This window comes from Salinigranum rubrum (assembly GCF_002906575.1).
In the GTDB taxonomy this organism is placed as follows: domain Archaea; phylum Halobacteriota; class Halobacteria; order Halobacteriales; family Haloferacaceae; genus Salinigranum; species Salinigranum rubrum.
Genome location: NZ_CP026309.1, coordinates 3,560,810 through 3,587,606 on the forward strand (window position 1 = coordinate 3,560,810; position 26,797 = coordinate 3,587,606).

Consider the following 26,797-nt stretch of genomic DNA (forward strand, 5'->3'; position numbering starts at 1 on the left):
CGTCAGTCGTCGCTCGGCTCGATGCCCGGCAGTCCCCCGTCGACGACGCCGTCCGGGTGGGCGCGGGCGGCCGGTTCCGAGTGCGACTCGCGCGCAGAGGGCGCCGCGAGACGGACCGCACACTGTTTGTAGTTCGGTTCGTCGGAGTCGGGGTCGACCGCGTCGATTGTGAGGTGGTTCGTCATCGGGTGATGGATGGGAAGCCAGACGAGTCCCGCGGGCACGGCGGCGTCGGAGACGAGGAGGGCGGGGACGCGCCCGCGCCGCGAGACCAGGGTGGTTCGACGGTCGTCACTGTCCGAAGGGGCGACCGCGTCGCGGTACGTTTCGAGCGTCTCGGGGTTGACCCGCGCTCGAACCAGGTCGTCGTCGAACCGGGAGCGGACGCCGGTGTTGTACCCGTCCGCCTCCCGGCCGGTGGTGAGCACGAGCGAGTAGTCGTCGTCCACCGGTTCGGGCAGTTCGGTGGGCGTCCGCGCGGAGAAACGGGCGTTCCCGGAGGGCGTCGGGAACGACCACCGCTCCTCCCCGTCCCCGTCGTCGGTGGCGTCGGCGTCGACGAGGTAGCGGTAGCCGCCCACGTCATCCGTGGACGAAGCGGGCCAGCGGACCGCGTACTCGGCGTCGAACCGGTCGTAGGAGAGGCCCGAGCAGTCCGCGGGCGTGCCCGCGGTGAGCGAGACGAACTCGTCGAACACCTCCCGTGGTGCGGGGTCCACCGAGCCGAACAGCCCCGGAACGAGCGACTCGCCGACCGTCGCGATGATGCGCAGGTCGGTCCAGACGCCCGGCGGCGTCTCGGTCGCGGCGCGGACCCGCGAGACCGTCCGCTCCATGTTCATCGTCGTTCCCTCGCACTCTCCCCACGTCGCCGCCGGGAGCACCACGTCGGCCACCTCGCAGGTCTCGGAGCGGAACGCGTCCTGCACGACGACGAACGCCTCGTCGAGCGCCTCGCGCGCCGCGGTGGCGTCGGGGAGGCCGGCGACGGGGTTCGTCGCGACCGTCCACACGACCGCGGGGCCCGACTCGACGATACCGACGGGGCCGGGACCGGCGTCGTCGGGGAGCGTCTCGAGGGGAACGTCCCAGGTCTCGGCGACGGCCCGACGGTGGTCGGGGGCTTCGAAGTCACGGTGGCCGGGCCAGGTCCCTTTCGACGAGCAGACGCGCGCACCCATCGAGTTGGCCTGCCCCGTCAACGAGAACGGGCCGGTGCCGGGTCCGAGGTTACCCGTCGCCAGACAGAGGTCGACGAGCGCGCCCGCGGTGGCCGTCCCTCGCACCGACTGGTTGATGCCCATTCCCCAGTAGAGGAGCGTCGGGTTCGACAGCGACGCGGCGAGGTCGTCGACGGCGTCGACCGGGACGCCGGCGTCGGCCGCCGCATCCGCGACCGACGGGAGGTCGGCGAGGAGGTCGGAGAACCCCGCGGTGTGCCTGTCGACGAACGCCTCGTCGATGCGTCCCGTCTCGACACACCGCGCGAGGACGGCGCGGGCGAGCGCGTAGTCGCCGCCGGGACGGGGCTGGACGTGCGTGTCCGCGACGTCGGCCGTCTCCGTGCGGACGGGGTCGACGACGATCAGTTCTCCGCGCTCACTCGAATCGGCGACCCACCGGAACATGACCGGGTGTGCGACGGCCGGGTTGGCACCCCAGACGAGGTGAGTGTCGGCGTCGGGGATGTCGTCGTACGTCGGCGGGGGCGCGTCGCTCCCGAAGGCGTCGTAGTACGCCGTGACGGCCGACGCCATGCACAGCGTCGTGTTCGCGTCGTAGTGTCGAGTGCCGATGGCACCACGAGCGACCTTGCCGAGGGCGTAGGCGGCCTCGTTCGTCTGCTGTCCGCTCCCCAGCACCGCGACCGAGTCGGGGTCGCGGGTCGCCTCGGTGACCACGCGCTTGAGAACCGTCGAGAGCGCGTCCGTCCAGTTCGTCTTCACCAACTCGCCGTCCTCGCGGACGAGCGGGCGGGTGAGCCACTCCCCGTCGGGGTCGGCCGACTCGCTGACCCCGCGGCCACAGGCGAGTCCGCGGTTCACCGGGTGTGCCGGGTCGCCACGAACCGTGTCGAGTCCGTAGCCGACGTCCACACCCTGCTGGACGTGCCCGCAGCCGACGGCACACCGCATGCACGTCGTCGGGACGGGGTCGCTCATCCGGCGAGAACACCCACGCGGGTCGGAGCCCGAAACGTGTTCATCTGTCTTCGATATCGACGTGCTTCCGATTCATGTGTTCGCCAAAACGTGGATATGCGGAAGGATATAACTCTGACCGTTGTGAAAGTAAAATTGTAGAACACACTACCGGACAGATTAGCTATTCCCAGTGGAATATAAGGTATTAAGCCGCGTAAGGGCCATATTTTTCGATCAATAACTGTTCGTTCGTCCACCCGCCGGACTGCCCGTATCGCTCCGTCGTCGCTCACGGACGCGTGCCGGCGCGCGGACTGGACGCGCTTCGACGGTCTTATGCGCCTGTGGTAGCAACGAAGAACGGATGAGTGACCGGGCCCTCGACGTGGTTGAGTTCCTTCTGACTGCCCACATTTACAGCGAGAACCGGCAACTGGACGCGAACGACCTCCCGCCGCGGTATCGGCGTGTCTTCTGGGCTGAATCCGACGAAGAGGACGAGGTCGGCGGCGTCGAGCGGCCGCTGGTGGCGACCGAGGAGACGGCGCGACAGGCGACGGGCGTCGACGACCCCTGGGGGGCGGTCTCGGACCTCATGTTCACCCAGAAGGAGGAGTTCGCGGGACGTATCACCCTCACGCAACCGGAGATGGCGCTCGAGTGGCTCGTCAAGCGCGCCGACCGCGAGCGGTTCGCCACGAACCCCACTATCGCGGCCGCGGTGGAGGACCGCGACGACGTCGACGTCGACGTGACCCACGAGGAGGCGCGGCGGTCGAACCGGCCGATCCAGGCGGACCGGGTCTGGATCGACAGCCTGCTCGACTCGTACTTCGACGACGAGGAGGACGCCGAGATGCTCGACCTCGTCTCCGTGCGGGCGCCCGAGGAAATCGAGATGACGCTCGACGACCTCGTGCTCACCGCCGATCAGGAGGGCGAGATCGACAAGATCGTCAAGGCCATCGAACACCGCGATTACCTCGCCGAGATCGGCCTCCGCGAGATCGGGAAGCTGCTGTTCGTCGGTCCGCCGGGGACAGGAAAGACCACGGTGTCGCGGGCGCTCGCACACGAACTCGGCCTCCCGTTCGTCGAGGTGAAGCTCTCGATGATCACGAGCCAGTACCTCGGCGAGACGGCCAAGAACGTCGACAAGACGTTCGAGGTCGCCCGCCGCCTGTCGCCGTGTATCCTCTTCATCGACGAGTTCGACTCCGTCGCCAAAACTCGAAGATCGGACGAACACGCCGCGTTGAAGCGCGCCGTCAACACCCTGCTGAAGTGTATCGACGAGATATCGCTCATCAGGGACGACGTGCTCCTCATCGGGGCGACGAATCACCCCGACCAACTGGACTCGGCGGCGTGGCGGCGCTTCGACGAGATCGTCAACTTCCCCAAGCCCGACTACCAGATGCGCGCCGACATCCTCCGCATCGTCACCCGACGGATGGACATCGCGGAGTTCGACCCCGAGGCCGTCGCCGAGAAGACCGAAGGGCTCACCGGAAGCGACCTCCGCCTCGTCCTGCGCGAGGCCGTCCTCGAAGCCCTGACGGAAGAACGCATGAGCCTCACGCAGGAGGACATTCTGGATGCGGTCGCCGACTTCGAGGAGCGCGACAACCTCAAGAACATGGACATGATCGACGGCGACCAGGAGACGCTCATCGCCGGCGACGGCGGCTCCGAAGCGGAGAGTGGGCACGACCACGGGCACACCCACAGCCACGACTGAACCGACGCCGGGACGCGGCGTCGGGGCTGTCGACTCGTTCTACGCGAAGAAGAGATTTACCAGTCGCTGCGCTGGTCCGACGTATGTCCCCCACCAGCCGACGGTCCCTCCTCCACACGGTCGGCGTCGCCGTGGCGACCCTCGCGGGGTGTCTCGGCGGCACGAGCGTCGACCCGCCGGCCGCGGCGACGGCGGAGTCGACGCCGTCGACCGCGACGACAGCGAAGTCGGACCCGACCACCACGACGCGACAGCCGTCCGGACCGACGATGCCCGAACCCACCCGTCCACGGGGCGAGCCGATTTCGACGCGGGAGGCGTACGTCGACGGCGAGGAGTACACCTACCTCCCCGAGGAGAACGCGGTGGAGTACGTCTCCGCGTACCGCCACACGAACCACGAGGCGGTCGAGAACGGCTCCGCACCCGAGCGTGAACCGGTGTACGACACCGTGCCGTTCGAGCGCTGGGGTCGCGTGCGGTGTGCGAGCGTCGCGGCCAGTACGGTGGCGGAGACGACCGCCGACAGACTCGGGCACGCGGAACTCGACGCGTCCGTGGGCATCACGTCGCGCGGAGGGGTGCCCACCGTCACGGTCGCGCGGACGATCACCTACGACCGACAGGGAAACCGCGTCTCGGCGACCGACGTTCCCTTCGAGGACCTCGTGGCTGCGGCCCCACGGTGGGTCGAGACCACCGTCTCGCTCGCGGGCCGCGAGTACGAGACGACGGTCCCGGTGTGGGTGAGAGCGTTCGAGCAGCGCCAACAGTGAGACCGGCGCCCGCGGTGACGCTTCGCCCACGCTTAAGCATCGTCGCCTCTTGCTCCCGAACAGATGCGGGTCACCCTCCTCGGCACCGGCGACACGACCGGCACTCCCACCGTCGGCTGCGACTGCGACACCTGCGCTCGCGCCCGCGAACTGGGGGTCGAGCGCTCGCGCTTTTCGGTCCACGTCGAGAACACCCGAACGGGGGAGTGTCTCCTCGTCGACCTCAGCCCCGACTTCCGCCAGCAGTTTCTCACCCACGACGTCTCTCTGCCCGACGAGGCCGTGGTCACACACATCCACTTCGACCACCTCGACGGCCTCGGAAACGCCTACCGCGTCTTCGACGACCTGCCCGTCCACGCGGCGAGCGAGGTCGACCCTGTCACGGGAGAGTCGGTCGCCGACACCATCAGACGGAAGTACGACTACCTCGACCGCATCACCGTCGAAGACCACGCTCCCTTCGAGCGGTTCTCGGCGTGCGGGTTCGAGTGTACGCTCGTTCCCGTCGACCACCCGCCGCTGGTCTGTTACGGCCTCGCCGTCGAGGACCCCGAGACCGGGGCCAAACTGTCGCTGACGGGCGATACGAGCTACGGCGTCCCCGACGAGTCCCGCACGGTGCTGTCGGACCCGGACCTCCTCCTCGCCGACGCCATCGTCCCCGCCTCGCTCTGTGAGTACCACCCGCTCGGCGGGAAGCACGAGAACGAAGCGGGCGTTCCGCGAACGTTCGGGTCGAAGCACATGACCCGCGAGGGGGCGCTCGACCTCGCACGCGAACTCGGCGCCCGAGAGACGCGACTCGTCCACACCGCCCACTTCTACCCCGCCGACGAGGCGTTCGAGGAACCGCTGGCGGTCGACGGCGAGCAGTACGACCTCTGAGTGGCGGGGGTCGACGACGTCCGAAGGGTTACGCGTCCGCGCCGCGGACACGACACCGATGCCCGACGTCTTCGATACACTCCGTGCCGCCGTTCCGAGCGCCGTCGTCGGTGGCGTCGTCTGGCTGGTCTTCGCCGTGGCGACGGGGTCGGAGCCGGACTTCCTGCAGGGGGCGCTGTTCGTCCTCGCGTTCGGCGTCGTTTCGGCGGTGGGCTACCTGTACAGCCGCGAGTGAGTTCGCGCTCAGGAGAACCGGTCGAGCCCGCTCTGTGTCCGGGCGACGCCCTCGGGGTCGGCGACCCACGGCGTCCGTGCGTCCCGGAGAGCGCGGCGGTCGACGGCGGGAGGGTCGGCCGCCGCGAACGCCGAACACCCCTCGCCACAGTCGGCGCCGGGGTCGACGACCCGTGCGAACTGCTCGCAGTACGGTCGCCCGTCCGCGGTCACCGCACCGTGGACACAGCCCGGCGGTTCGGGTCGCCACCCCTTGCCGTAGGCGCGCTCCGCCACCCGACGCCTGACGCGGGCTTTCTCCTCGGGGGAGACGAACGCGACATCGGTCCGGAGCGGGTGGGAGTCGACGGGTTCCACGCCGGTAGCCGTCGGCGAGAGCGGTTCCGGTTCGCGGACGACTTCGGTCTCCCTCTCGTCGGGGTCGAACCGCCACACACCGACCGCGTCGGGTATGCGGTTGAGGTGAGCGCGGGTCACGTAACTCTCCGTCGCGAGCACCACCCGGTCGAACAGTCCGAGGCTCGCGTCGGTTCTGAGCTGCGATTCGAGGTCGCCCGGCGACCCGAGGTCCGGCTTGTTCTCGACGGCGACCAGTTCGGCGAACCAGTCGTCGGGGTAGCGGACGGCGCGGCGGACGCGGCGGTGCCCGCCGCGGTGTTCGGCCTCGAAGAAGCCGAGTTCCACTGCGCGGTCGGCGACCCGCCGGGCGACCTGCGAGGAACAGTGGAAGGCGCGCTCCGGTCGCACGGCGGCGCCGACGCCGACGTCGCTTTCGAGCGCGAGCGGCGGGATGGTCTCGGCGGTGATGGCGGCGCGGCGGTCGAACCCCGCGCCGGGGACGACGCCGACGACGTCGACGATGCGGCCGCCCGGATGGGCGACGCTTCCCCCTAACTGACGGGCGACGACCCACTCGGTCGTCGCTTCGAGGTGGACACACAGCGCGAGTTCGAAGGCGTACTCCCGCACGGGTGAGAGTGAGTGCGGAGCGGACAAAACCACACCGGCCGGAGGACCACACGCCGGTCGAGGCTGGCCCTCACGGCCGTGGTCGACGACCGCGGTACGTCACCCCACGGAGAGGGCGAGAACAGCACATTTATCAGTCGTTCGGGGCGAAACTTCCCCAAGATTACTCTCAGGAGGTCAATGGTGACAGACACAACACAGCAACCGGAGGTGAACATCGGACTCGTCGGCCACGTCGACCACGGGAAGACGACGCTGGTCCAGGCTCTGTCTGGCTCGTGGACCGACCAGCACTCGGAGGAGATGAAGCGCGGCATCTCCATCCGACTGGGGTACGCGGACGCGACGTTCCGCGAGTGCCCTGGCGTCGACGCGCCCGACTGTTACACCGTGGAAGAGGAGTGCCCTGACGGGTCGAAGAGCGAGGTCTTGCGGACGGTGTCGTTCGTCGACGCGCCGGGCCACGAGACGCTGATGGCGACGATGCTCTCGGGGGCGGCGCTGATGGACGGTGCCGTCCTCGTCGTCTCCGCGACGGAGAACGTCCCCCAGGCGCAGACGGAAGAGCACCTGATGGCGCTCGACATCATCGGCATCGAGAACATCGTCATCGCCCAGAACAAGATCGACCTCGTGGACAGGGACCGCGCGGTCGAGAACTACGGACAGATCCAGGAGTTCGTCGAGGGCACGGTGGCGGAGGACGCCCCCATCGTCCCCATCAGCGCCCAGCAGGAGATCAACATGGACCTCCTGATCGACGCCATCGAGCGGGAGATACCCACGCCGGAGCGCGACGCGTCGGTGGACCCGCGGATGTTCGTCGCCCGCAGTTTCGACATCAACCGCCCGGGCACGACGTGGGACGGCCTCACCGGCGGCGTCGTCGGCGGGAGTCTCGTCGAGGGGGAACTGGAAGTCGACGACGACCTGGAACTCCGTCCCGGCCGCGAGGTCGAAGAGGGTGGGCAGTCCGAGTGGCGGCCCATCGAGACGACGGTGCGCTCGCTGCAGGCCGGCGGCACGCAGCTCGAACGGGCCGGTCCGGGCGGACTGCTCGGCGTCGGAACGGGGCTGGACCCGTCGCTGACGAAGGGTGACGCGCTCGCCGGACAGGTGGCCGGCGCGCCGGGGACGCTCCCGCCGACGCGGGAGTCGTTCGTCATGAGCGTCGACCTCCTCGACCGCGTCGTCGGCGCGGAGGAGGGGAACGTCGAGGACATCTCCACGGGCGAACCGCTCATGCTCACCGTCGGGACGGCGACCACGGTCGGCGCGGTGACGAGCGCCCGCGACGGCGAGTGTGAGGTGAACCTCAAGCGACCGGTGTGTGCCGAGTCGGGGGCGAAGATCGCCATCAACCGACGCGTCGGTGCGCGCTGGCGCCTCATCGGAATCGGAACCCTACAGTAAGTGACGACGGTCGTGATGGACACCAACGCGCTCATGATGCCGGTCGAATGTGACGTCCGCGTCTTCGACGAACTCGCCCGTCTGCTCGGCGGGAGCGTCGAGGAGGGGACGCTCGACCTGGTGGTGCCGCGCGCCGTCGTCGACGAGCTGGAGAAGCTCTCGTCGGGGGGAAGCGAGGAGGCCGTCGCCGCGAGCGTCGGTCGTGACCTCGCAGACCGGTGTCGAACCGTCGACACGACGGCGTCGTACGCGGACGACGCCGTCGTCGAACTCTCGGACGGAAGCGACTACGTCGTCACCAACGACAGCCCCCTCCGCCGGCGACTGCTCGACCGGGGTGTCCCGGTCGTCAGCCGGCGGGGCCGCAACACACTTGCGATTACGGAACCGTAACAGGACTCAAACTACGCATGTACAAACGGGTACGACTCAAAGACACGGTGGAAGTGCCGCCCCGCCACCTGGCGGACGTCACCCCCGGACGGGTGAAGCGACTGCTCCAGGACAAACTCGAGGGACGGATGGACGAGGACGTCGGCAGCGTCGTCAGCGTCATCGAGGTACACGACATCGGGGATGGCTCTGTGCTCCCCGGCCGACCGGGCGTCTACTACGAGGCGGAGTTCGACGCCATCACCTTCGACCCACAGATGCAGGAAGTCGTCGACGGCAACGTCGTCGAAGTCGTCGAGTTCGGCGCCTTCGTCGGTATCGGTCCCGTCGACGGCCTGCTCCACGTCTCACAGATATCCAACGAGTATCTCGCGTACGACGGCGAGAACCAGCAGTTGGCCTCGACGGAGTCGAACCAGACGCTCGGCGTCGGCGACTCCGTTCGGGTGCGTATCGTGACGAAGAGCGTCGACGAGCGCAACCCGCGCGACTCGAAGATCGGTCTCACGGCGAAACAGCCCGGTCTCGGCAAACACGGGTGGTTGGAGGCCAAGCGGCAGGAGTCGGAAGCGGAGGCCGGTGACTGATGGCCAAGAAGCGACTCGCCTGCCGGGAGTGTCACCACATCAACGGCCCCGACAACCAGACGTGTGACCTCTGTGGCTCCTCCTCGCTGACCGAGGACTGGGCGGGCTACGTCTACATCACCCACCCCGAAGAGAGCGAGATCGCCGCGGAGATGAACGTCTCCGAACCCGGCGGGTACGCGCTGAAGGTCCGCTGAACACGAGCGCGATGTCGACATCGATGCTGCGACTCCCGGACGCGCTTCGAAGCGAGTTCAAAGAGCCGTTCGGTCCCGTCTACACCGAGACAGCGGAACTGCTCGACGACGCCGCCGCCGACGAACCGCTCGTCGTCGTCGGCGACGTGGTCACCGCCCACCTCCTGCGCGCCGGTCGGGTCCCGGAGCTGTCGGTCATCGACGGGCGGACCAAACGGGAGAGGGTGTCCGAAGAGACGGCAGCGGCGCTCGAAGACCTCCCGCCGGGGACGAGCGTAAAGAACCCCGCCGCCGAACTCACGGAGTCGACGTTGCGAGCGCTCGTCGAGGCGCTCGACGCGGCCGACCCACAGGTGCTCGACGTCGACGGCGAGGAGGACCTCGTGACGCTCCCGGCCGTCGTCGCCGCCCCCGACGGGGCGAGCGTCGTCTACGGTCAGCCCGACGCGGGGATGGTACTGATCCGCGTCACACCCGAGACGCGCGAGACGATGCGCGAACTGCTCGGTCGGTTCGAGGGTGACGTCGACGCCGCGTTTTCGATTCTGGAGGGGAGGGCGAATCGAGCCGACGACCAAGACTGAGTCGAACCGGTCGCATCGCCGCGGACGCTGTCCGTACGGCGTCGTCACGTCCTTCGAAATCCTTTTGCCTGCCTCGGGGCGAAATAGAGGCAACTGACCATGGAAATCGAAATCATCGACGAGGACGAGAACCCGATGTTACACCGAACTGACGTGCGCTTCGAGGTCATCCACGAGGAAGCGACCCCCTCTCGTCTCTCTGTTCGCGACAGTCTCGCCGCGAAACTGAACAAAGACTCCGACGAGGTCGTGATCCACACGCTCGACACGAAGTTCGGCATGCGCAAGACGGTCGGCTACGCGAAGGTGTACGAGAGCCCCGCGTTCGCCCGTGACGTCGAGCAGGAGTACATGCTCGAACGGAACAAGATCACGAGCGGCGACGAGCCCGAGGTCGAGGCCGAAGAGGCCTGACTTCGGTCACCGGTGCGCGTTCTCGGTATCGAAGGGACGGCCTGGGCAGCGAGCGCTGCGGTCTTCGACACCGAGACGGACGAGGTGTTCATCGAGTCCGACCCATACGAACCGGAGAGCGGCGGCATTCACCCGCGTGAGGCCGCCGAGCACATGGGCGAGGCCGTCCCGCGCGTCGTCGAGACGGCGCTCGAACACGCCCGCAGTGGGGGCGGCGTCGACGCGGTGGCGTTCTCGCGCGGACCCGGCCTCGGTCCCTGTCTCCGCATCGTCGGAACCGCCGCTCGCGCACTGTCGGGAGCGCTCGATGTCCCGCTCGTCGGCGTCAACCACATGGTGGCCCACCTCGAAATCGGCCGCCATCAGTCGGGGTTCGACGCGCCGGTGTGTCTGAACGCCTCCGGCGCGAACGCTCACCTCCTGGGTTATCACAACGGCCGCTACCGGGTGCTGGGAGAGACGATGGACACGGGCGTGGGGAACGCCATCGACAAGTTCACCCGACACGTCGGCTGGTCACATCCCGGCGGCCCGAAGGTCGAGGCGCGGGCGAGAGACGGCGAGTACATCGACCTCCCCTACGTCGTCAAGGGGATGGATTTCTCCTTTTCGGGCATCATGAGCGCCGCGAAGGACGCGTACGACGACGGGGAGCCCGTCGAGAACGTCTGCTGTGGCCTCCAGGAGACCGTCTTCGCGATGCTCACGGAAGTCACAGAGCGGGCGCTGTCACTGACGGGCACCGACGAACTCGTGTTAGGGGGTGGTGTCGGTCAGAACGCACGGCTTCGGGCGATGCTCCGCGAGATGTGCGAGGCGCGCGGTGCCTCGTTTTACGCACCCGAGCCGCGCTTCCTCCGCGACAACGCCGGCATGATCGCCGTCCTCGGCGCGAAGATGTGCGACGCCGGCGACACGCTTTCCATTCCTGACTCCGCGGTCGATCCGAACTTCCGGCCCGACGAGGTACCGGTGTCGTGGCGCGGAACTCAGGAATCGGTCGCGCGGGCGCCGTCCGAATCGGGGACGGTCCGCGGAGCCGAGGCGACGGTGACGACCGAGGGAGACGTGGTGAGGAAGCGCCGACTCCCCAAGGAGTACCGACACGCGAGGCTCGACGAACGGCTACGACGGGAGCGGACCGTCGCCGAGGCGCGACTGTTGAGCGAAGCCCGACGCGTGGGCGTGCCGACGCCGCTCGTGTACGACGTCGACCTCCGGGAGTCGATGCTGACGCTGCAGCGCGTGGGCGAGGGCGACCTCGCCAGGGCGCTCTCGCCCGAAGCGACGCGACAGGTGGGCGAGCATCTGGCGACGCTCCACGACGCCGGTATCGTCCACGGCGACCCGACGACGCGGAACGTACGCGTGTCGAAGGAGACGGGTGAGCCGGCGGTGTTCCTCGTCGACTTCGGTCTCGGTTTCCACACGGGCCACGTCGAGGACCACGCGATGGACCTCCACGTCTTCGGGCAGAGCGTCGAAGGAACGGCGGAGACGCCCGAACCGCTGCTCGACGCGTGTCTGGCGGGCTATCTCGACACCGGCGGCGAGGCGGCCGAGGACGTCGTCGAACGGCTCCGCACGGTCGAGGGCCGCGGTCGGTACCAGTAGCCGGAGAGGACGAGGGGCGAACGGGCGGCACACGAGGCTGCGAGGCGTCGTGCCGCCACATCGCAGCACGCCCCGCAGTGGCTGTCAGCGCATACGACCCGGTGGCCGCGGTATCGGTCATGAACGTTCGGTCCCCGGTCTCATCTGCGGCCGGCGGATCGGCCCACGCGATGATGTCGACTGCCACCGAGACGGGGACGGATGACAGCAACGCGACGCTCTCTCTTCCGGCCGTACCTCGTCGCAGTGGTCGACTCGCTGCTCGTATTCACCGTCGCGTACGACGTCGGGATACAGATCACCCCGCTCCTCCTCCTCGTCTTCGCGGCGTTTTTCATCGGCATCGTCCCACTCGTCGGGGACGCGCTGTCGACGTCGCCACCGGCGAGGGTCGACCGCTCGTGACGCGAGCGAGAGGCTAAACCATTTACCGGACGCCGTCGTACGGTGGCGTATGGCAGATAAACCACAGTCCGGAAACATCTTCGGCGTCCCCTACAACTTCGAACGACCGAGCGTCGGCCGCCTCCTCTCGTCGTACTGGCAGCCCGGTAAGGGAATGCTCGTCGAGAAACCGTTCGGCATCGGCTACACCATCAACCTCGCCTCGTGGCGCTCGTGGGTCGTCCTCGCGGTCGTTGCGGTGCTCCTCTGGAACGAACGACAGGGCGAAGACGACGTCGAGGACATGGAGGACGACCCCGTCGAGGTCATCATCGACGACTGAGCCCCTCCCTCCCTGACCGCGAAATCGAACCTGCTTTTGCCCGCTGGGTGTCAGAGCGGATATGCTCAGATACGTCACCACGAACCCCGGGAAGGTCCGTGAGGCGACGGACTACCTCGGCTCGGACGTCGCCCAGCTCGACTTCGACTACACGGAGATACAGAGCCCGGAACTCGGCCCCATCGCCGCACGCGGGGCGCGGGAGGCGTACCGCCACGCCGGTGAACCGGTTCTCGTCGACGACGCCGGGTTGTTCGTCGATTCGCTCGAGGGCTTTCCCGGTCCGTACTCGTCGTACGTCGAAGAGACGGTCGGCATCGAACGCGTCTACGAACTCGCCGCGACCGAGGAGGACCGCCGCGCCGCCTTCCGGTGTACGCTCGCGTACTGCGACGGCGAGGGGTTCGACGCGAGCCCCGATCCGGTCGACCGTGACGACCGGACGGTCGCGGCCGCGACCGGTCCCGACGGCGACGAGGGAGACGTCGGGCTCCCCGTGAAACTGTTCGAGGGTATCGTTCGCGGACGCATCGTCGAGCCCCGCGGCGAGGGCGGCTTCGGCTACGACCCCATCTTCGAGCACAACGGGAAGACGATGGCCGAGATGAGTACCGACGAGAAGAACGGCATCTCACACCGGGGACGGGCGCTCGCGAAGTTCGCGGAGTGGTATCCGGAACGGAGCACCGCGGAGTGACGGACGGCTCGTCGGGCGCTTCGCGTCTGACGTGGTTCGCTGAACGACCGTGAAGCGTCCCCGAAAGCCCCGTCATTCCCGCGGGCCGCGGTCGGGGCCGGGATAGTCGTCCCCGACGACCTCCCGGTAGAGGCTCTCGGCGTCGAACAGCGTCGCGAACGCTCGGGGCGAGCGGACGCTGAGCGGGACGCGTCCCTGGAGCGACGCACCGGCGCGGGCGCTCCCGAGTCGCTCGTCGAACGAGAGGAGGTGCATCGCGCCACCCCGATAGGCCGACGCCAGCCCCGGATGGTCGGCGGCGGGGTGGTCGACGGGTTCGCGCCACGCCGCACAGCGCTCGCGCCAGTCGGTCGCGAGTGTCTCGTCCGCGAGTCGAGCGACGACCGCCGCCGCGTCGTCGAGCAGCGCGTCGCTGGCGACGAGCGTCATCCACGAGTGACGGCGGACGTGGTCGAGCGCCGAACGCGAGTCACCGCCGACGAGGAGGTCGGCCGCAAGCACGTCGGCGTCGGCGACGACGCGGGCGGGACTCGGCGCAGTCGGCTCGTCGGACCGTCCATCGCCGTCCCCCTCGTCCTCGTCGCTCCGGACGGTTTCGAGCGTCGTCCGGACGTCGGCTTCGGATACGTCGTACGCCGCCGCGCGCTCGAAGAGTTCCTCCCAGGTCCGGGTCACGACGAGGGGTAGACGCGGCACGACAAGAGCGTTACCGATTCGCCAGAGGCGGCGTCGTGTTCCCCGTTGTGTCCGCGGCGTGTCGGGAACGAATCGGACGACACCACCGTGCCATCGGCCGGTTTTTTCGGGCGAAGTCACACGCTCGTCTGACGCGGATTTAAGTGAACACCTGCGGTGGAATCTGGTGGGCGCGCACTACGGCCTCAGTTCCCATCCTCCCACCCGCGCGCCCGGCACACCCCGCGACTGTACGGTGTGTGGCACCGGTTTCGGTGCCGACGACGCTCCATCTCCCGGTCGCTCGCCGTCGACGCTGTCTCACGACGGCGGGCACCACTCTCTCCACCGACTCGTCTCGCGTCAGGCTTCGACGGCGTCGCCGAGCAGCGCCGTCTTCACCTCGTCGACGGCGTCGAGGTCGATGATGAGCGCGAGCTGGTCACCCACCTGAATCTCCGTCCCCGGGAGCGGAATCGTCATCTCCTCGCGGTCGTGGCTGTGTGCGTAGATGCGCGCTTTCGGACCGAGGTCGACCTCCGAGACGCGCTGTCCGACGACCGGGGCGCCCTCGGGGACGGTGAACGTCGAGAGCTGGAGGCGCTCCGTGAGGTCGCCGAGCGCGTTGAAGTTCCCGCCGAGGAGAGCGGTCTTCGCGCCGGCCGCACCCAGGCGCTCGGGGTAGATGACCTCGTCGACGTCCTCGGCGTACTGCTCGTAGATCTCCTCGCGGTAGTCCTCGCTGATGCGCATAACCGCTCGACAGCCGTACTCCTTGCCGATCATACAGGCCGCGAAGTTCACGTTCGGGTCACCGGTGAGCCCGCCGATGGCGTCGGCGTCCGCGATGCCAGCGCGTTCGAGGATAGCCTCGTTCGACCCGTCGCCCTTGACGACCTCGAACCCCGCCTCGCGGGCGCGTTCGACCTTCCCGTCGTCGTTCTCCACGAGGACGACGTCGTGACCCTCCTCTTTGAGGACGCGTGCAGTCCGCGCACCGACACGGCCGTACCCGACGATAACGAATCGCATACCCAGGAGTACGCCGCCCCGAACTTAAAAAGGATGGACCCCGCACCGGGGTGGTACGGAAACGATACCACGAGTCACGACAGCGTTTTTCCCTCGAAACCCCAACCTCGGAACGATGATGGCAACGACCCACGCCCTCGCGGGCGTGGCACTCGCGGTCGGGGTCTCGCTGTTCGTCCCCGAGGCCGGCGGGCTACCCCTCATAGCCGCGGGCATCGGGGGCTTCTTCCCCGACTTAGACCTCACGGGCGACCACCGCAAGACGCTCCACTTCCCGGTCTACTACAGCGTCGCTGCCGTGGCCGCTGGCGTCGTCGCCGCCGTCGTGACGACGCCGCTGACGCTCTCGCTCGCGCTGTTTCTCACCGCGGCCGCGCTCCACTCCGTGATGGACGCGGCGGGCGGCGGCCTCGAACCGCGCCCCTGGCTCGGTCAGGGCGAGCGGGCGGTGTACAACCACGCGAGCGGCCGATGGATTCGCCCGCGGCGGTGGATCCGGTACGACGGTGCGCCCGAGGACCTCGCGCTCTGTGGCGCGTTCGCTCTCCCGGGACTGCTCGTCCTCGACGGCGCGGCACAGACGGCCATCGTGGCCGCGCTGGGTGTCTCGGCGGCCTACACCGTCCTGCGGAAGCCGCTCGTGGCGCTCGCGGACCGGGTGGTTCCCCGGATTCCGCAGGACGTGTTCGACCGCCTCCCCGGACGGGTGTCGTCGTTCATCGCCGCGTATCGGTGATCGGTCGGCCGGACGGAGCGCGCGTACCGGTAGCCCGAACGCCTCCGGTAGCTCTCAGAGGAAGTCGCTGGGGTCGATGGTCGGCCCGTCGCCGCCGTCACCGCCCTGGGTACCGCCTCCGGCCGCGGCCCGAAACACCGCGGGGTCGCGGGTCTGAATCCACACGCTCCCTCGCCCGGAGAACTTCGAGACGATTCCCTCGCCGCCGAGCATCGTCGATTTGATGCTGCCGTCCTGTTCACGGGAGATGGAGAGACCGTCGGTCCACGCGATGAGGTGATCGGTGTCGACGACCATCGCGTCGTCAGCGGTTACCTCGGTTTCGATGATCGACCCGTACGCCGAGAGGAACGCCTGCCCCGTCCCCGAGAGTTCGAGGACGCGGAGGCTTCCCGACGAGAAGAACCCCCCGGCGTCGTTGAACGCGCTCGACCGCTCGACGGTCGGTTCCCACGCGAGTGTCGACCCCGAGTTGACCTTTATCGGGCCGTCCTGCCCCACGTCGACGGCGAACACGTCGCCAGGGTGGTCGGGGGCCAACGTGAGTTCGGCGCCGTCCGCGCCAGCTTCGAAAACGTTCTCCACCAGGTCCTTGCTCGAACTCACTGCCGACTTGATCATCCCACCGATGCCCTCTCCCCCACCGACCTCGGCGTCGGCACGGACGCTCTCGCTCCGACTGATCATCGCCCCCGTCTCCGCCATGAGTCGGTCGCCCCGTTCCATCGTCGTCTGGAGGACCGCGTAACTCGGCCCCTTCTCGATGTGGTGTTGCACAGTGCGTATATCGATTAGATATCATTTTAATGTACTTACGCGATGAATATCAATTCCGTGAAAACTAGGGTTCACGTGCGGCAGAACACCACGTCCACGGCTTAGCACGGTGTGGGGACATCCGCTCGTCCGTCGCTGCGCGCGACTGAGAGAGTAACGTTTTCGTTCAGAACTGCGGCACGGCTGCGAGCGTATGGAAGTCGCTCCCGGTCGTGATTTCGGTAGAGATGCGCCGTCCGGGAATTGAACCACGGTCGTTCCGCCCACTTCGTTCGCTCCACTCTCTGATTCGATTCCCTCGGCGGCGATGCCGCTCGTCACGTTCGTTCGTCGCAGGCATGCGCCGTCCGGGAATTGAACCCGGGCTAGTGGCTTGGGAAGCCACTGTCCTACCACTGGACCAACGGCGCGTGCAGTGTGTGCGAACAGGCCTTACTACTTTAACTCAGCGGAATACGAGTGTTCCGTCTGTAGCTTTCTGCCTTCTGCATCCACATAGAGCGTACACCGACTTATATACTGCAGGTTCGTTGGCCTGTAGCCATGTGAGATTCAACGTAGGGTCATAGATACGACGCCCCCTTCTCGTCGCAACTACAGAAATTGCCAGAAATATCATTAGACGCGCATATATTATACTACTATACTCTTACTCAGAACCGTACCGATACAATGACTGTCTACAGTCCTATCACTACACGGTTCTATGCGGCAATAGTTGCTTGTATTATTGACAATAGATTGCTATGATAGTAGTCAAGTCGTCGCAGTCATGCGATTTTGTGTGGGTACTCTATGGGCGATAAGTAAGTTTATGGCCGCATGAGTACCCATTGATTCATACTCGTGTACTACCCTCATACCTCGGAAACAGCTATTCGATTCTAATGCCCTTCTCGTCCGTTCTAACGCCGTCCGTGTTGTTCGAAGGTGATTGTACGTATTCCTTCAAGGAAGCTCTCTACGGCTGCACACGACGCTCATAGATGTGCCACAGTAATAATCAAGAATGAATGTATTACTAACGGGGGTAGCAAAATTAGGCTTCTTTGACACGTACGTTCCACTGCACTGAGCGTGGATAAAAACCCTACGTACGTACCGAAGTTTAAAACGTCAGGAGTGTCACAGAAAAGTCAAATGGTGGAACAGTCAACGCTTTTGCAATTAATCCAGTTTGTAGGACTCATCACACCTGCGTTAGCAATTCTTATCGATTTATTAGTCCGAGTTCACGGTGGTATTGACGGACTCAGTTCTGGCCGTGAAATACCTATTGAAGTTCAAATTCTCTTCACAGGAATCATTTTAATTTTGGTCGGTGGCATGCTTGTCGGTTACCAGTTGGGAATTGAATTAGATAGTACGTATACGCAAGTTGCTACTCTGCTAATCTTCGGTGGACTCCCATTCATTGCGCTTTCGGTCGTTGTCATGAATATACGACTCTCAGGAATCTCGGACCCGAGTGGCTCACTGATTGAACAATCCATTTCAGGAATCAACTATTCCTTATCGGTTATCTTACCTCTGAGTTCGTCGTCAGTTGTTTACTTTGGAGCTGCCTTCTATTTCAGAGACATGATTAACCAGACAGTGAATTGGTTTATTTTCAATAGTTTAGTTGAACCAATCTGGTTCATTTATGGGATTTGTGTGGTTTCAGTTTACAAAGTGATGTATTCACTGTGGTCACATAATCTACTACCAACGAAAAATTACGGAGTCGTCCTCAGAGGCTGGTTTGTTAGTACATTCACCGTTGGCGCGTTTATTATCTTATTCACCCTACCCGTGTATGTTGTGTTCTTTTACGCCACTCAATTCAACGTACCATATTTTACAAAAACGTCAATCACGATGGCGGTTCCGTATCTCTGGGCCGTAATTATTCTACTTGCACTTCTCTATAACGACGTTGACCCTCAGCCAAGCGACTGATACAGCTTGAGGCATGCCTTTCAACTACTCTGTCTCATACTCCGTTATTCTTGATTGGGTCGTTCGTTGTTCCTCACCAACATTATCAGGCAATTCTTCACTTAGTCGATAGTTGAATATCCACACTGATGCAAAGGCAGTTATGAAGAATATCCACCTATTCTCGGTAATCAAGAAAACAGAGACGTACACGGCTGTTAGGACGAAATGACTCCGAAACGATGTGATAGGATTCTCAACCTGTAGTACGTCTCCATATTCGTCTACTTCGAGAAGTGGTAGTAAGAGAAGAACAACCCAGAGAGGGACAGCAAGAAGCCACTTCATGTCTCCGTCAAAGAAGAAACTTGCAAGATGTATTCCGAAGGCGAGTATGAGGGTATTGGCAAAATGTAGCAAATTGAACCTGCCGAGGCTTGGACGACTTACGCGAGGGTCAAGTAGGCCTCCGTAGGTGAGGATTTTCAGAGGCAGTCTCTCTTCTTGTGCTACTTCAACAAGGTCTATTTCTCGTGCTACCTTTGCAAGCTCAATCACGATAAGAGCGAGAAGAGGGATTAGTATCGAAAAAGCCGTATTTTCAACCATCGGCTTGACGATTCAACGTAATGATTCCATTTAGACTTTTGTGGTAATTGACTGATTCATCCACTGGATTCAGTTGTCGTTACTCACTCTCAGTACTCGTAGTATCCTTTATTACAACATCGTCTATCTCGAAGTCGGGCACTTTACGCTCTAATCCAGAAACAGTTTCAATCTCTGTTAACGCGTCGTCAGCTAATTCATGGAGTGTTAACAGATTTCTGAATAATATCTCACGGTTCGGATTATTAATATCGCTCATTTTCCACTGGATATTATGTGCCCACGTGTAATAATCAGTGATTGCTCTCACCTCTTCGTCAGTCATGTCACCCAATACTGAGCCGACTGACTCGTATACCGCTGTTGAAGGATAGTAGGATGGAAGATATTCCCGTGCCTGAATATACTCTTCTACCGTGTCAAGGACTCCATATGTACGACCAATCTCATGCAAGAGGGCCTTGCGAACTCGTCGCAATTGGTCTTTCTTTCGTTTTCTGTATCTCACGTATGCAACGACAAACGGTACGCTGACTCCTGCAAACGTACCCACTGCCTCAAGAAACACCATGATGGATATATCTAATCCCAATAGTATTAGGCGTAACTCTAATTTTGGTATCTCTTGAATTTCAGTCGTTCAACTTCAGACGCATGGTGCCTGCATCGACGTGAGATTGAAACACCGTCCTCAAACACAAAAGCGTCTAACGGCAGGCAGCTACAGTAGCGACCGTCAGCAAGACGATAGCCACAACGGCCTCTTGCAAGAGCTTCCTCCCGTGTTTCAACGCTCATACAGCACACCACTCTCAACGTCGAAGTAGGCCGGTTCTGCCGTCTTAGCATCTGTAACGGCCTTCTTGAGATAGACGATAAACTCCTCAAGCTCTTCGACCGTGAACGTGGTCATACTCTTGAAGTCCTCTCCTACGATGTGCAGACCGATAGCAGGCTCTCGTCCGTCAGGGTCGTTCTCGTAAACAACAGGACCGAACAGGACTAATGCACCGAACGGGTCTGCACACTCTATCTCGTCTGTTGTAAGAGAAGTGGTGCAGTACCGTGTTAGCTCTATCATCGTCTCACCACCACTTCGCTTCGCCAGAGAACTTACCAGGAGGCAATTCTGGGTAGAGAAGACCGTGCCAATGAAGAACGCTGTTAATATCCTGCAGGGTCACACCGAACAGCTCTGCCAATTCGTCGTTCTTCATATCATGCTCATACAACAGATGCTCAAGAACGTGTAACTTATCGAAATCAGCCTCAGAAAACTCATACGACCCGTTATCAATAGCCTCAAAGTCTGCACGCTTCTCTGCGGCAGGAACGCCGTCGTCTCCTCTGTTTAGATGAAACTCCATGTTAATCACTCTCCTGCGGTACGAGGGAAATTACGTCGTAGCGAGTTTGCCCACTAATCGTTGCAACTGACTTAATGTCTATTAGTTCGTAGTTGTCAGGAAGCTCTACCTCTTCATCGTACTCGAAAAACGAGACTCTTTCAATTGTATAATTCATTTTGAATCTCCAATGGTGCTCAACGGCCTACCGCAGACTTGTAGAAACACCCATTTGTAGCCTATATGGTCGCTTGGTCGTGATACGCGCAAGAAAAAGCCCTAATAATGATTAGGGTGTTCTCAAAACAATAATATGACCAACGTGAGACGAACAGAAGACTACGCCAAACTGTTCCCCTCAATAACACATACATTCAAAGGGTCCACTATCAGTAATGTCCTGCTATCCAGCCTTTCTCCGATAACTTAGGGTGCATTTTCTCGACAGTCTCCTCATGACCGTAGAACCGTGGGTCTTGTAGCGCCGTGTCTACATCCTCGTACAGCACAAAGGCGATGATACCGTAGAACGGTTCTGGACGCTTACCGATGTACGACCATGACGCAAAGTTCTGTGTTGCAACAATCTTGAGAACCTGTGTCTTCTGTCGTCCTGAGAGTCCTAAGCCGTCACACGTCGCTTCTGCCCAACGTCGATTGAGACGCTTGTCCTTGTTGACGACTAAGTGAGATGCGGCGTACTCACCGGCATTGTTGCTCGAACCGTAGTTACCTCTGCCGTCGTTTAGCTCAGACAGCTTTGTGTAGAACTTACGTTTCTCCTTAGGTGCGTCATCAGCACGAATCTGTGTAGCACTCTTAGCGTCTTCTGCGGACGTATACACCTGTACGTAGCCGTCTAACTCCTCTCCGTCTCCCGTAGCCGCCTTGTACGAGCGTGCATCCAGCCAATCACCTCCGTCTGTCATAGCACGGTCTGCCGAAGGGTCTACCCTGACAGACCGTGTCTTAGGCCGCATATCGGAACACACGTAGTCATAGTCTATAGGTGGCAGATTCCAGTCATACTCATGCCTGTCCGTCAGACCATGCTCCTTGAGCTGTTCCTTGTAGTCTTCAACGTCCCAACCGTACTCATTTACAACACTTCGGATAGGTCTACCCTCCTCGACTAAGTAAACGAGTACGTCGTAGTCTCTGTAAGCGAAAGGGTCGTTCTCTAACTTTTCTTCAATCTCTGTCGTAGTCTTTTGTATCATTATTATTACCTTAATCTCTAAAAGCGGCATAACGTCTCAAGGAACACCGTTCCTACAGCAATCAGGCCGCTACCAGTCGTCCGTCGTTACTTGTTTTGCCAGTAGAATCGTGCCAAGTCTTCCACGATTGTGCCGTATGGAACACTCTGCGTCCCGTACATCTCTTCCTTCAATTCAGTCAACTGACTCTTCTCCATCGCACTAAGGGCAATACGTTCGTTTCGTTGCATTTCTCTTACACTCCTCACTCTATTGGTAATACGCGGAAACTGAACTGCACTTCAGTCTCCTTATTATATGTGTAATGCTTGAAGCCTATTTATACTGGCAACTTGTTATATCAGGGTTACTTGATATATCAAGGTGATGACTGGCTGAGGGGGGCTTTGAATGTAAGTGTTATTGAGAGGGTAGCATAATAGGGCATCACGACGATGCTTGTGTTAGAAGTATCGTTGAGAAGAAGCATCCAGAGGAAGGTGAAACAGTAGGATACTGTGTGCGTCAGTTCGTCGGTCTTCCTCCACTCACAATCTGCGATTGTTCGTGTCGGTAAGACCTTCCTCACAACGACGCTACGAACAGGCAGTTCACTGACACAGTGTAACCACTCCATCGAAGCGGGAGGTAAGGAGTGGAGATTCGTGGGACTAATCGGCTAACTCTTGGTCTATGAAAATACTAAATGATTAATAGTGTAAGTTATAAGGACGTCTCACGGCAGAATTATCACACTGACTATGATTACTACTACAACCCCTCTCAGACGCACCAGAATCGTCTGTGTTGACGTTCTTGCCGTCAGTAGTACATCCTACTATCAGAACAGTCTGATGCAACAGAGAGGCTTGTAGGCCGTCTGAGAGCCTTCCTATCAGACAGCAGTAATACTAACAGCCATGACTAAGTAGCACATCAGTGTACAAACATGTACATCGACAGTGACCAAAAGCTCCCTGAGTCACACATGGTCACAGACCCTACGACACACAGGGAGCTTTCAGACCGACAAGAAGGTAAGAGACAGGTACAGAGTACGTCAGACTCACATCATCCTGATAGACCGTCTACTACAAGGAGAGAGTTTTCTATACACTCAATCCAACCGAGAAGGGGAAGTATTCTATTATAGGAGCTACAACATATATAAAAGTTTCGCAATTATTATATAGTTAAATTTCAGAAAGTGTTTCCCAGATTATGAGAACGTTCAACCCATACGTTCTAAGGCAGAACGACGGTCCTCGATAGGAGCAGAGTCATAACGGAGAGTCGTTCGTTCAGAACGATGCCGTAACTGAGCCTTTGCCGCCGCTAACCCTCTTTCGTGAGTCATGTATGTCCCAACACTATGACGAATCGCGTACCATGACATCTTACGATTTTCTGTAGGAATTTGAGCCACTTCACACAGCTTCTTCAACAGGTGGCTGAGGCTGTAAGACTTGTACGGATTACCTCTCCGTGTAAGCCATAAGGCGTCTGTGTCGGCATATTTCTCGTACTGCTGACGTTCTTCCAGCCACAATCTCAGAACCTCAGCAGTACGAGGTTGTAGACTGACAACCCAGTTATCTTCGTTCTTACTGGATTCCTCAGCCGGGATACGTAGTACAGCGTTCTCAACATCCACCCAAGATACCTTCGCACGACCTACTTCTACGGGACGTAATCCGGCGTCGAGAGAAGTCCATACCATAGAAGGTATCTTGAACCCATTAGCTCTGTCAAAGTCGGCTCTGGTAATATCGGACTTCGGCTTTCCAAACCTCTGAGCTAACAGAGCCTTCCACTCTGAGCGTTCTTCGGCAGTCAGGGAGTTGTAGTGTGGGATAGTCCCATATTCTAAGGCGGCTTCACGAAGTCTGGTACGTTCGTCACGAGTCAGGAAGTCACGGGGCTTAATCGAACCTCCGTAGTTAGAGAACGTTACGGCAGGCTCCCACGGCTCTTCGTTCAACTCGTGGGCCTTCCACTTCCAGAGCATCTTGAGAGCCTTTTGTGTGTTGGCCTTGTGCGTGTTGCTGGAATCACTGTAGACCAGTTCTCTCATGTAGGCGTCAGCATCCTCATGCGTGATTGCGGTCGTGTACCTACCTTTCTCCGTCCAGACCCACCTGTAGAACGCATCCAAGCGACATGCTCTGACTCGTACAGTTTCGTATGCGTAGCCATCTGCTCTGTCAGGGTCTTTTCCAAAGTGTAACCCCCATTGAATCAGCCGTCTTCTGTGTTCTGCGTAATCGACTTTCTGACGTTCGTTGAGAACTGCCTGAGACGGTTCAGGCACAAGGGGGATACCGTCGATATTCTGGTTGGCCAGAAGGTCGTCAGAAATCGCGTCACGGGAGCGACTTTCTTCTATTCGTTCAATGTCGTTGGCGTGTGGCATTGCTTTGGTTTCCTGCTTTAGAAGGCAGAAAACTACAGCACTGGAACGTCTTGCTAAGAAGTTCGTAAGAACCGGGTTCGTCTTAGTGGCTTGGGAAGCCACTGTCCTACCACTGGACCAACGGCGCGCTCACGTCGTTCGTGTGCACCTCTCCATATCGGACCACCGTACTTGAAAATAGCGCTTCAGACGGACGGTTCGTCCACGTCTTCGAATCGAACGTTCGTTCACTCTTCGGACGAGAGACGTGGATATTAGTCGTCCCCGCGGGTAGCGAGAACCGATGAGCCAGGAGCTTTCGGTCCTCGACGACGACGCACCGCTCGACATCCGACTCACCGAGGAGGAACTCGAAGCGACGCGCGAACACATCGTCTCGTTCATCCGGGACGTCGTCGACGACGCGAACGCGGAGGGGGCGGTCATCGGCCTGTCGGGCGGCATCGACTCGACGACGACGGCCGCACTGGGGGTCGAAGCGCTCGGGGCCGAACACGTCCACGGCCTCGTGATGCCCAGCGAAGTGAACACCGACGAGAACATGAGCGACGCCGAGCGCGTCGCCGAGATGCTGGACATCGAGTACGACGTCGTCGATATCAACCCCATCGCCGAGGCGTTCTTCGAAGCCTATCCGGATGCGACCGAGGACCGGATGGCGACGGGGAACGTCCGGGTGCGGGTCCGAGGCGTGTTGAACTACTTCGTCGCCAACCACGAGGGGAAGGTCGTCTTGGGGACCGGAAACAGAAGCGAGGCGCTGACGGGCTACTTCACCAAGTACGGCGACCAGGCGGTCGACTGCAACCCCATCGGGAACCTCTACAAACAGCAGGTCCGTCAGGTCGCAGCGTCGCTCGGACTCCCCGAGGACCTCGTGATGAAGACGCCCTCCGCCGAGATGTGGCTCGGACAGACCGACGAGGAGGAGATGGGACTGGGGTACGACACGCTCGACGCCATCCTCGCGCTCCACGTCGACGGCCCGCTGTCGAAGGGAGCGACGGTCCGCGAACTCGGGGTCAGCGCCGAACAGGTCGACCGCGTCGTCGACCTCTGCGAGCGGAGCGCACACAAGCGACGGATGCCGCCCGCTCCCGAACCGCTGTTCTGAGACGGCGAGCGACCGTCGCGTTCGGCTGCTGTACGGAGTCTCAGACGGTGACGGATGAGAGAGGTGGGGAGCGACGATGGAGTTACCCCACAGACACGGTCATCCGAGACAGCGACACCGGCGGGACAGTCACTCCGTCTCGACGACGATGCGGACGTTGTCGCCCTGAGACGCGGCGTTCTGGGTGCCGGACGTGCCCTGGAGGACGTACGTCTCGGGGTCGACCGGTTCGCCGTTGACCGTCACAGAGACCGCGTACTCCGGCGAGGAGTCGCGGTAGGTCGTCCCGTCGAAGGTGACCGAGTTCTCCGTCACCTCGATACCGAGCGAGGACATCGCCCAGTCGAGGGTGACGCCCTGTGCGTGGACGTGCCAGACCGTTCCCTCGCCGGCTTCGAAGTGGAAAGCGTTCGCCTGAAGCTGATACTGGCTCTGTGAGAAGTCGACGCGCTCGCCCAGGACGACCATCTCCATCGTCCCGTGGTGGTGGGCCGACCCGACGTTCGTCGGGGTCTGTGCGGCCGCGACGCCGTCGTCCCCCGACGATCCGCCGAGACCGAAGGTGACGAAGACGACGACGGCGACGACGGCGAGCGCGAGTCCGCTGAGGAGCAGTGCGGTGCCCGAGATGCCGGCGTCGTCGCCGCCGGAGAGCTGTTCGAGGCGTCGCCGGTCGACCGCCCCGAACTCCGCGGGGTGGTCGTCGCGGAGGTGAGCGAGGAAGTCGACTTCGTCCTCGAACGACGCCGTGCAGTGCGGACAGTCGTGCATAGCGTGTCGAACGGGACAGACGGTAAAGAACGACTCGGCACGGATAGGTCGACAGGTGGCGTCTCGACGGGCGGAGAACGAGTTACTCGGTCCGCGACGCGGCGATGTCGTCGACGTGTTCGCCGTGGAGAGACGCGAACGCCCGTGCCTCCGCACGTTCCTGTGTCTCGGCGTCCTCGTCGGCGCGGACGCGTTGCTTGACGACGGCGAGCGCGTCGGGAGCGCCGTCGGCGAGGTCGGTCGCGACGACCCGCGGGTCCTCGACGACTCGGGAGACGAGCCCCATCCGAAGCGCCTCGTCGGCGTCGACGACTCGCCCCGAGAGCGAGAAGTCGAGCGCCTCGCCCTCGCCGACGATGCGGGGGAGACGGACCGTCCCGCCCCACGCCCCGAACAGGCCGAATCGGACGCCCGGTTCGCCGAGCGTCGCGTCGGGGGTGGCGATTCGGAGGTCGCAAGCCAGGGCGAGTTCGACGCCGCCGCCACGGGCCGCACCGTCGATACCGGCGACGACGACCGACTCGCTCCCTTCGAGCGCCCGTGCGACGCGCTGGCCCCGACGGGCGAACGCCTCGGGGTCGTCGAGCGCGGCGACGGCGTCGAGGTCGGCACCCGCACAGAAACTCGACCCGGCACCGTGGAGGTAGACGACCGGTTCCGCGGCGTCGACGACGGCCGCTTCGAGGGCGTCCAGGTCCGCCGGTCGGAGGGCGTTCCGGCGACCGGGGCGGTCGAGGGTGACGACGCGGACGTCGTCCTCGTTCGTCGTTCGAATCATGTCGTCCGATGTGGTGCACTTTCCAAAGGTCTTTGCCTCTGCCGTCGCT

30 protein-coding genes and 1 tRNA gene are annotated in these 26,797 nt (G+C 62.2%); 17 read left to right on the forward strand and 14 right to left on the reverse strand.

Features of this window, described 5'->3' with window-relative positions; all coding sequences use genetic code 11:
* Positions 1 to 2: 2 nt before the first annotated feature.
* On the reverse strand, positions 3 to 2,135 hold the full coding sequence (gene nasA / locus C2R22_RS17445) for an assimilatory nitrate reductase NasA (RefSeq protein ID WP_103427733.1): 2,133 nt from the start codon (positions 2,133 to 2,135) through the stop codon (positions 3 to 5).
* A gap of 373 nt (positions 2,136 to 2,508) precedes the next feature.
* Here nasA and C2R22_RS17450 point away from each other — a divergent pair, with 373 nt between their 5' ends.
* The 4 genes from C2R22_RS17450 (at position 2,509) to C2R22_RS25675 (ending at position 5,784) form a co-directional block, all read left to right on the forward strand.
* Positions 2,509 to 3,885, forward strand: coding sequence for an ATP-binding protein (locus C2R22_RS17450; RefSeq protein WP_103426895.1), 1,377 nt, complete (start codon positions 2,509 to 2,511; stop codon positions 3,883 to 3,885).
* Positions 3,886 to 3,968: 83 nt separating this feature from the next.
* The gene (locus C2R22_RS17455; RefSeq protein WP_103426896.1) at positions 3,969 to 4,661 is read left to right on the forward strand and encodes a hypothetical protein; all 693 of its coding nucleotides are present in this window, start codon (positions 3,969 to 3,971) and stop codon (positions 4,659 to 4,661) included.
* Between the two features lie 63 nt (positions 4,662 to 4,724).
* Complete coding sequence (locus C2R22_RS17460) at positions 4,725 to 5,549, forward strand: MBL fold metallo-hydrolase (RefSeq protein WP_103426897.1); 825 nt, start codon at positions 4,725 to 4,727, stop codon at positions 5,547 to 5,549.
* A gap of 58 nt (positions 5,550 to 5,607) precedes the next feature.
* On the forward strand, positions 5,608 to 5,784 hold the full coding sequence (locus tag C2R22_RS25675; RefSeq protein WP_173862811.1) for a hypothetical protein: 177 nt from the start codon (positions 5,608 to 5,610) through the stop codon (positions 5,782 to 5,784).
* Positions 5,785 to 5,792: 8 nt separating this feature from the next.
* Here C2R22_RS25675 and C2R22_RS17465 read toward each other — a convergent pair whose 3' ends face one another.
* Positions 5,793 to 6,752, reverse strand: coding sequence for a DUF5787 family protein (locus C2R22_RS17465; protein ID WP_103426898.1), 960 nt, complete (start codon positions 6,750 to 6,752; stop codon positions 5,793 to 5,795).
* 180 nt (positions 6,753 to 6,932) lie between these two features.
* Between C2R22_RS17465 and C2R22_RS17470 the strand changes: the two genes are divergently transcribed.
* The 10 genes from C2R22_RS17470 to C2R22_RS17515 all read left to right on the forward strand — a co-directional run bounded on the left by C2R22_RS17470 (position 6,933) and on the right by C2R22_RS17515 (position 13,378).
* Positions 6,933 to 8,165, forward strand: a complete 1,233-nt coding sequence (locus tag C2R22_RS17470; protein ID WP_394342370.1) for a translation initiation factor IF-2 subunit gamma — start codon at positions 6,933 to 6,935, stop codon at positions 8,163 to 8,165.
* Positions 8,166 to 8,180: 15 nt separating this feature from the next.
* Positions 8,181 to 8,558 (forward strand): PIN domain-containing protein, encoded by a 378-nt coding sequence (locus C2R22_RS17475; RefSeq protein ID WP_103427735.1) that lies wholly within the window; start codon positions 8,181 to 8,183, stop codon positions 8,556 to 8,558.
* A 17-nt stretch (positions 8,559 to 8,575) separates the two neighbouring features.
* A complete protein-coding gene (locus C2R22_RS17480) occupies positions 8,576 to 9,145 on the forward strand; it encodes a DNA-directed RNA polymerase (protein ID WP_103426899.1) in 570 nt (189 codons plus the stop codon).
* Complete coding sequence (gene spt4 / locus C2R22_RS17485; protein ID WP_103426900.1) at positions 9,145 to 9,342, forward strand: transcription elongation factor subunit Spt4; 198 nt, start codon at positions 9,145 to 9,147, stop codon at positions 9,340 to 9,342. The genes C2R22_RS17480 and spt4 overlap by 1 nt, the downstream gene beginning before the upstream one ends.
* A 23-nt stretch (positions 9,343 to 9,365) precedes the next feature.
* A complete protein-coding gene (locus C2R22_RS17490) occupies positions 9,366 to 9,926 on the forward strand; it encodes a GTP-dependent dephospho-CoA kinase family protein (protein ID WP_103426901.1) in 561 nt (186 codons plus the stop codon).
* A gap of 99 nt (positions 9,927 to 10,025) precedes the next feature.
* The gene (locus C2R22_RS17495) at positions 10,026 to 10,340 is read left to right on the forward strand and encodes a 30S ribosomal protein S24e (RefSeq protein ID WP_103426902.1); all 315 of its coding nucleotides are present in this window, start codon (positions 10,026 to 10,028) and stop codon (positions 10,338 to 10,340) included.
* Between the two features lie 12 nt (positions 10,341 to 10,352).
* Positions 10,353 to 11,954, forward strand: a complete 1,602-nt coding sequence (locus C2R22_RS17500; RefSeq protein WP_103426903.1) for a bifunctional N(6)-L-threonylcarbamoyladenine synthase/serine/threonine protein kinase — start codon at positions 10,353 to 10,355, stop codon at positions 11,952 to 11,954.
* 201 nt (positions 11,955 to 12,155) lie between these two features.
* Positions 12,156 to 12,359 carry a hypothetical protein gene (locus C2R22_RS17505; RefSeq protein ID WP_103426904.1) on the forward strand — a complete coding sequence of 68 codons (204 nt, stop codon included), beginning with the start codon at positions 12,156 to 12,158 and terminating at the stop codon, positions 12,357 to 12,359.
* A gap of 49 nt (positions 12,360 to 12,408) precedes the next feature.
* Positions 12,409 to 12,681 (forward strand): DUF5808 domain-containing protein, encoded by a 273-nt coding sequence (locus C2R22_RS17510; RefSeq protein WP_103426905.1) that lies wholly within the window; start codon positions 12,409 to 12,411, stop codon positions 12,679 to 12,681.
* Positions 12,682 to 12,742: 61 nt separating this feature from the next.
* Positions 12,743 to 13,378 (forward strand): non-canonical purine NTP pyrophosphatase, encoded by a 636-nt coding sequence (locus tag C2R22_RS17515; RefSeq protein WP_103426906.1) that lies wholly within the window; start codon positions 12,743 to 12,745, stop codon positions 13,376 to 13,378.
* 72 nt (positions 13,379 to 13,450) lie between these two features.
* On the opposite strand, the gene C2R22_RS17520 is transcribed toward C2R22_RS17515, so the two are convergent.
* Both C2R22_RS17520 and C2R22_RS17525 read right to left on the reverse strand, forming a co-directional pair.
* On the reverse strand, positions 13,451 to 14,053 hold the full coding sequence (locus tag C2R22_RS17520; protein WP_173862812.1) for a DUF7384 family protein: 603 nt from the start codon (positions 14,051 to 14,053) through the stop codon (positions 13,451 to 13,453).
* A 363-nt stretch (positions 14,054 to 14,416) separates the two neighbouring features.
* Positions 14,417 to 15,085, reverse strand: a complete 669-nt coding sequence (locus C2R22_RS17525; RefSeq protein ID WP_103426907.1) for a potassium channel family protein — start codon at positions 15,083 to 15,085, stop codon at positions 14,417 to 14,419.
* Positions 15,086 to 15,200: 115 nt separating this feature from the next.
* Here C2R22_RS17525 and C2R22_RS17530 point away from each other — a divergent pair, with 115 nt between their 5' ends.
* The gene (locus tag C2R22_RS17530) at positions 15,201 to 15,821 is read left to right on the forward strand and encodes a metal-dependent hydrolase (protein ID WP_173862813.1); all 621 of its coding nucleotides are present in this window, start codon (positions 15,201 to 15,203) and stop codon (positions 15,819 to 15,821) included.
* A gap of 54 nt (positions 15,822 to 15,875) precedes the next feature.
* Here C2R22_RS17530 and C2R22_RS17535 read toward each other — a convergent pair whose 3' ends face one another.
* On the reverse strand, positions 15,876 to 16,598 hold the full coding sequence (locus C2R22_RS17535; RefSeq protein ID WP_103426908.1) for a TIGR00266 family protein: 723 nt from the start codon (positions 16,596 to 16,598) through the stop codon (positions 15,876 to 15,878).
* A 339-nt stretch (positions 16,599 to 16,937) separates the two neighbouring features.
* Positions 16,938 to 17,008, reverse strand: a tRNA-Gly gene (locus tag C2R22_RS17540).
* Positions 17,009 to 17,738: 730 nt separating this feature from the next.
* Here C2R22_RS17540 and C2R22_RS25270 point away from each other — a divergent pair.
* Positions 17,739 to 18,539: a hypothetical protein gene (locus C2R22_RS25270; RefSeq protein ID WP_162562555.1), complete on the forward strand. Its 801-nt coding sequence runs from the start codon at positions 17,739 to 17,741 to the stop codon at positions 18,537 to 18,539.
* Between the two features lie 24 nt (positions 18,540 to 18,563).
* On the opposite strand, the gene C2R22_RS25275 is transcribed toward C2R22_RS25270, so the two are convergent.
* The 6 genes from C2R22_RS25275 to C2R22_RS17560 form a co-directional block, all read right to left on the reverse strand.
* Complete coding sequence (locus tag C2R22_RS25275; RefSeq protein WP_162562556.1) at positions 18,564 to 19,127, reverse strand: hypothetical protein; 564 nt, start codon at positions 19,125 to 19,127, stop codon at positions 18,564 to 18,566.
* A 79-nt stretch (positions 19,128 to 19,206) separates the two neighbouring features.
* Complete coding sequence (locus C2R22_RS25280; RefSeq protein WP_162562557.1) at positions 19,207 to 19,698, reverse strand: hypothetical protein; 492 nt, start codon at positions 19,696 to 19,698, stop codon at positions 19,207 to 19,209.
* A 216-nt stretch (positions 19,699 to 19,914) separates the two neighbouring features.
* Positions 19,915 to 20,208, reverse strand: a complete 294-nt coding sequence (locus tag C2R22_RS17545; RefSeq protein ID WP_103426909.1) for a hypothetical protein — start codon at positions 20,206 to 20,208, stop codon at positions 19,915 to 19,917.
* A 4-nt stretch (positions 20,209 to 20,212) separates the two neighbouring features.
* Positions 20,213 to 20,494: a hypothetical protein gene (locus tag C2R22_RS17550; protein WP_162562558.1), complete on the reverse strand. Its 282-nt coding sequence runs from the start codon at positions 20,492 to 20,494 to the stop codon at positions 20,213 to 20,215.
* Between the two features lie 368 nt (positions 20,495 to 20,862).
* On the reverse strand, positions 20,863 to 21,693 hold the full coding sequence (locus tag C2R22_RS17555; RefSeq protein ID WP_103426911.1) for a hypothetical protein: 831 nt from the start codon (positions 21,691 to 21,693) through the stop codon (positions 20,863 to 20,865).
* A gap of 1,210 nt (positions 21,694 to 22,903) precedes the next feature.
* Complete coding sequence (locus C2R22_RS17560; RefSeq protein WP_394342396.1) at positions 22,904 to 24,031, reverse strand: tyrosine-type recombinase/integrase; 1,128 nt, start codon at positions 24,029 to 24,031, stop codon at positions 22,904 to 22,906.
* Between the two features lie 337 nt (positions 24,032 to 24,368).
* Here C2R22_RS17560 and C2R22_RS17565 point away from each other — a divergent pair, with 337 nt between their 5' ends.
* Complete coding sequence (locus C2R22_RS17565) at positions 24,369 to 25,199, forward strand: NAD+ synthase (protein ID WP_103426913.1); 831 nt, start codon at positions 24,369 to 24,371, stop codon at positions 25,197 to 25,199.
* A gap of 129 nt (positions 25,200 to 25,328) precedes the next feature.
* Here the strand turns inward: C2R22_RS17565 and C2R22_RS17570 are convergent, their stop codons facing one another.
* Both C2R22_RS17570 and C2R22_RS17575 read right to left on the reverse strand, forming a co-directional pair.
* Positions 25,329 to 25,970 (reverse strand): hypothetical protein, encoded by a 642-nt coding sequence (locus C2R22_RS17570; protein WP_103426914.1) that lies wholly within the window; start codon positions 25,968 to 25,970, stop codon positions 25,329 to 25,331.
* A gap of 82 nt (positions 25,971 to 26,052) precedes the next feature.
* The gene (locus C2R22_RS17575) at positions 26,053 to 26,748 is read right to left on the reverse strand and encodes an enoyl-CoA hydratase/isomerase family protein (protein WP_103426915.1); all 696 of its coding nucleotides are present in this window, start codon (positions 26,746 to 26,748) and stop codon (positions 26,053 to 26,055) included.
* Between the last annotated feature and the right edge of the window lie 49 nt (positions 26,749 to 26,797).

Bases quoted from the DNA above. Each gene is read 5' to 3' on its own strand.
- nasA (WP_103427733.1), bottom strand. From the start codon at position 2,135: ATGCGGTGTGCCGTCGGCTGCGGGCACGTCCAGCAGGGTGTGGACGTC.
- C2R22_RS17450 (WP_103426895.1), top strand. From the start codon at position 2,509: ATGAGTGACCGGGCCCTCGACGTGGTTGAGTTCCTTCTGACTGCCCAC.
- C2R22_RS17455 (WP_103426896.1), top strand. From the start codon at position 3,969: ATGTCCCCCACCAGCCGACGGTCCCTCCTCCACACGGTCGGCGTCGCC.
- C2R22_RS17460 (WP_103426897.1), top strand. From the start codon at position 4,725: ATGCGGGTCACCCTCCTCGGCACCGGCGACACGACCGGCACTCCCACC.
- C2R22_RS25675 (WP_173862811.1), top strand. From the start codon at position 5,608: ATGCCCGACGTCTTCGATACACTCCGTGCCGCCGTTCCGAGCGCCGTC.
- C2R22_RS17470 (WP_394342370.1), top strand. From the start codon at position 6,933: ATGGTGACAGACACAACACAGCAACCGGAGGTGAACATCGGACTCGTC.
- C2R22_RS17475 (WP_103427735.1), top strand. From the start codon at position 8,181: ATGGACACCAACGCGCTCATGATGCCGGTCGAATGTGACGTCCGCGTC.
- C2R22_RS17480 (WP_103426899.1), top strand. From the start codon at position 8,576: ATGTACAAACGGGTACGACTCAAAGACACGGTGGAAGTGCCGCCCCGC.
- spt4 (WP_103426900.1), top strand. From the start codon at position 9,145: ATGGCCAAGAAGCGACTCGCCTGCCGGGAGTGTCACCACATCAACGGC.
- C2R22_RS17490 (WP_103426901.1), top strand. From the start codon at position 9,366: ATGCTGCGACTCCCGGACGCGCTTCGAAGCGAGTTCAAAGAGCCGTTC.
- C2R22_RS17495 (WP_103426902.1), top strand. From the start codon at position 10,026: ATGGAAATCGAAATCATCGACGAGGACGAGAACCCGATGTTACACCGA.
- C2R22_RS17505 (WP_103426904.1), top strand. From the start codon at position 12,156: ATGACAGCAACGCGACGCTCTCTCTTCCGGCCGTACCTCGTCGCAGTG.
- C2R22_RS17510 (WP_103426905.1), top strand. From the start codon at position 12,409: ATGGCAGATAAACCACAGTCCGGAAACATCTTCGGCGTCCCCTACAAC.
- C2R22_RS17515 (WP_103426906.1), top strand. From the start codon at position 12,743: ATGCTCAGATACGTCACCACGAACCCCGGGAAGGTCCGTGAGGCGACG.
- C2R22_RS17525 (WP_103426907.1), bottom strand. From the start codon at position 15,085: ATGCGATTCGTTATCGTCGGGTACGGCCGTGTCGGTGCGCGGACTGCA.
- C2R22_RS17530 (WP_173862813.1), top strand. From the start codon at position 15,201: ATGATGGCAACGACCCACGCCCTCGCGGGCGTGGCACTCGCGGTCGGG.
- C2R22_RS25270 (WP_162562555.1), top strand. From the start codon at position 17,739: ATGGTGGAACAGTCAACGCTTTTGCAATTAATCCAGTTTGTAGGACTC.
- C2R22_RS25275 (WP_162562556.1), bottom strand. From the start codon at position 19,127: ATGGTTGAAAATACGGCTTTTTCGATACTAATCCCTCTTCTCGCTCTT.
- C2R22_RS25280 (WP_162562557.1), bottom strand. From the start codon at position 19,698: ATGGTGTTTCTTGAGGCAGTGGGTACGTTTGCAGGAGTCAGCGTACCG.
- C2R22_RS17545 (WP_103426909.1), bottom strand. From the start codon at position 20,208: ATGATAGAGCTAACACGGTACTGCACCACTTCTCTTACAACAGACGAG.
- C2R22_RS17550 (WP_162562558.1), bottom strand. From the start codon at position 20,494: ATGGAGTTTCATCTAAACAGAGGAGACGACGGCGTTCCTGCCGCAGAG.
- C2R22_RS17555 (WP_103426911.1), bottom strand. From the start codon at position 21,693: ATGATACAAAAGACTACGACAGAGATTGAAGAAAAGTTAGAGAACGAC.
- C2R22_RS17565 (WP_103426913.1), top strand. From the start codon at position 24,369: ATGAGCCAGGAGCTTTCGGTCCTCGACGACGACGCACCGCTCGACATC.
- C2R22_RS17570 (WP_103426914.1), bottom strand. From the start codon at position 25,970: ATGCACGACTGTCCGCACTGCACGGCGTCGTTCGAGGACGAAGTCGAC.
- C2R22_RS17575 (WP_103426915.1), bottom strand. From the start codon at position 26,748: ATGATTCGAACGACGAACGAGGACGACGTCCGCGTCGTCACCCTCGAC.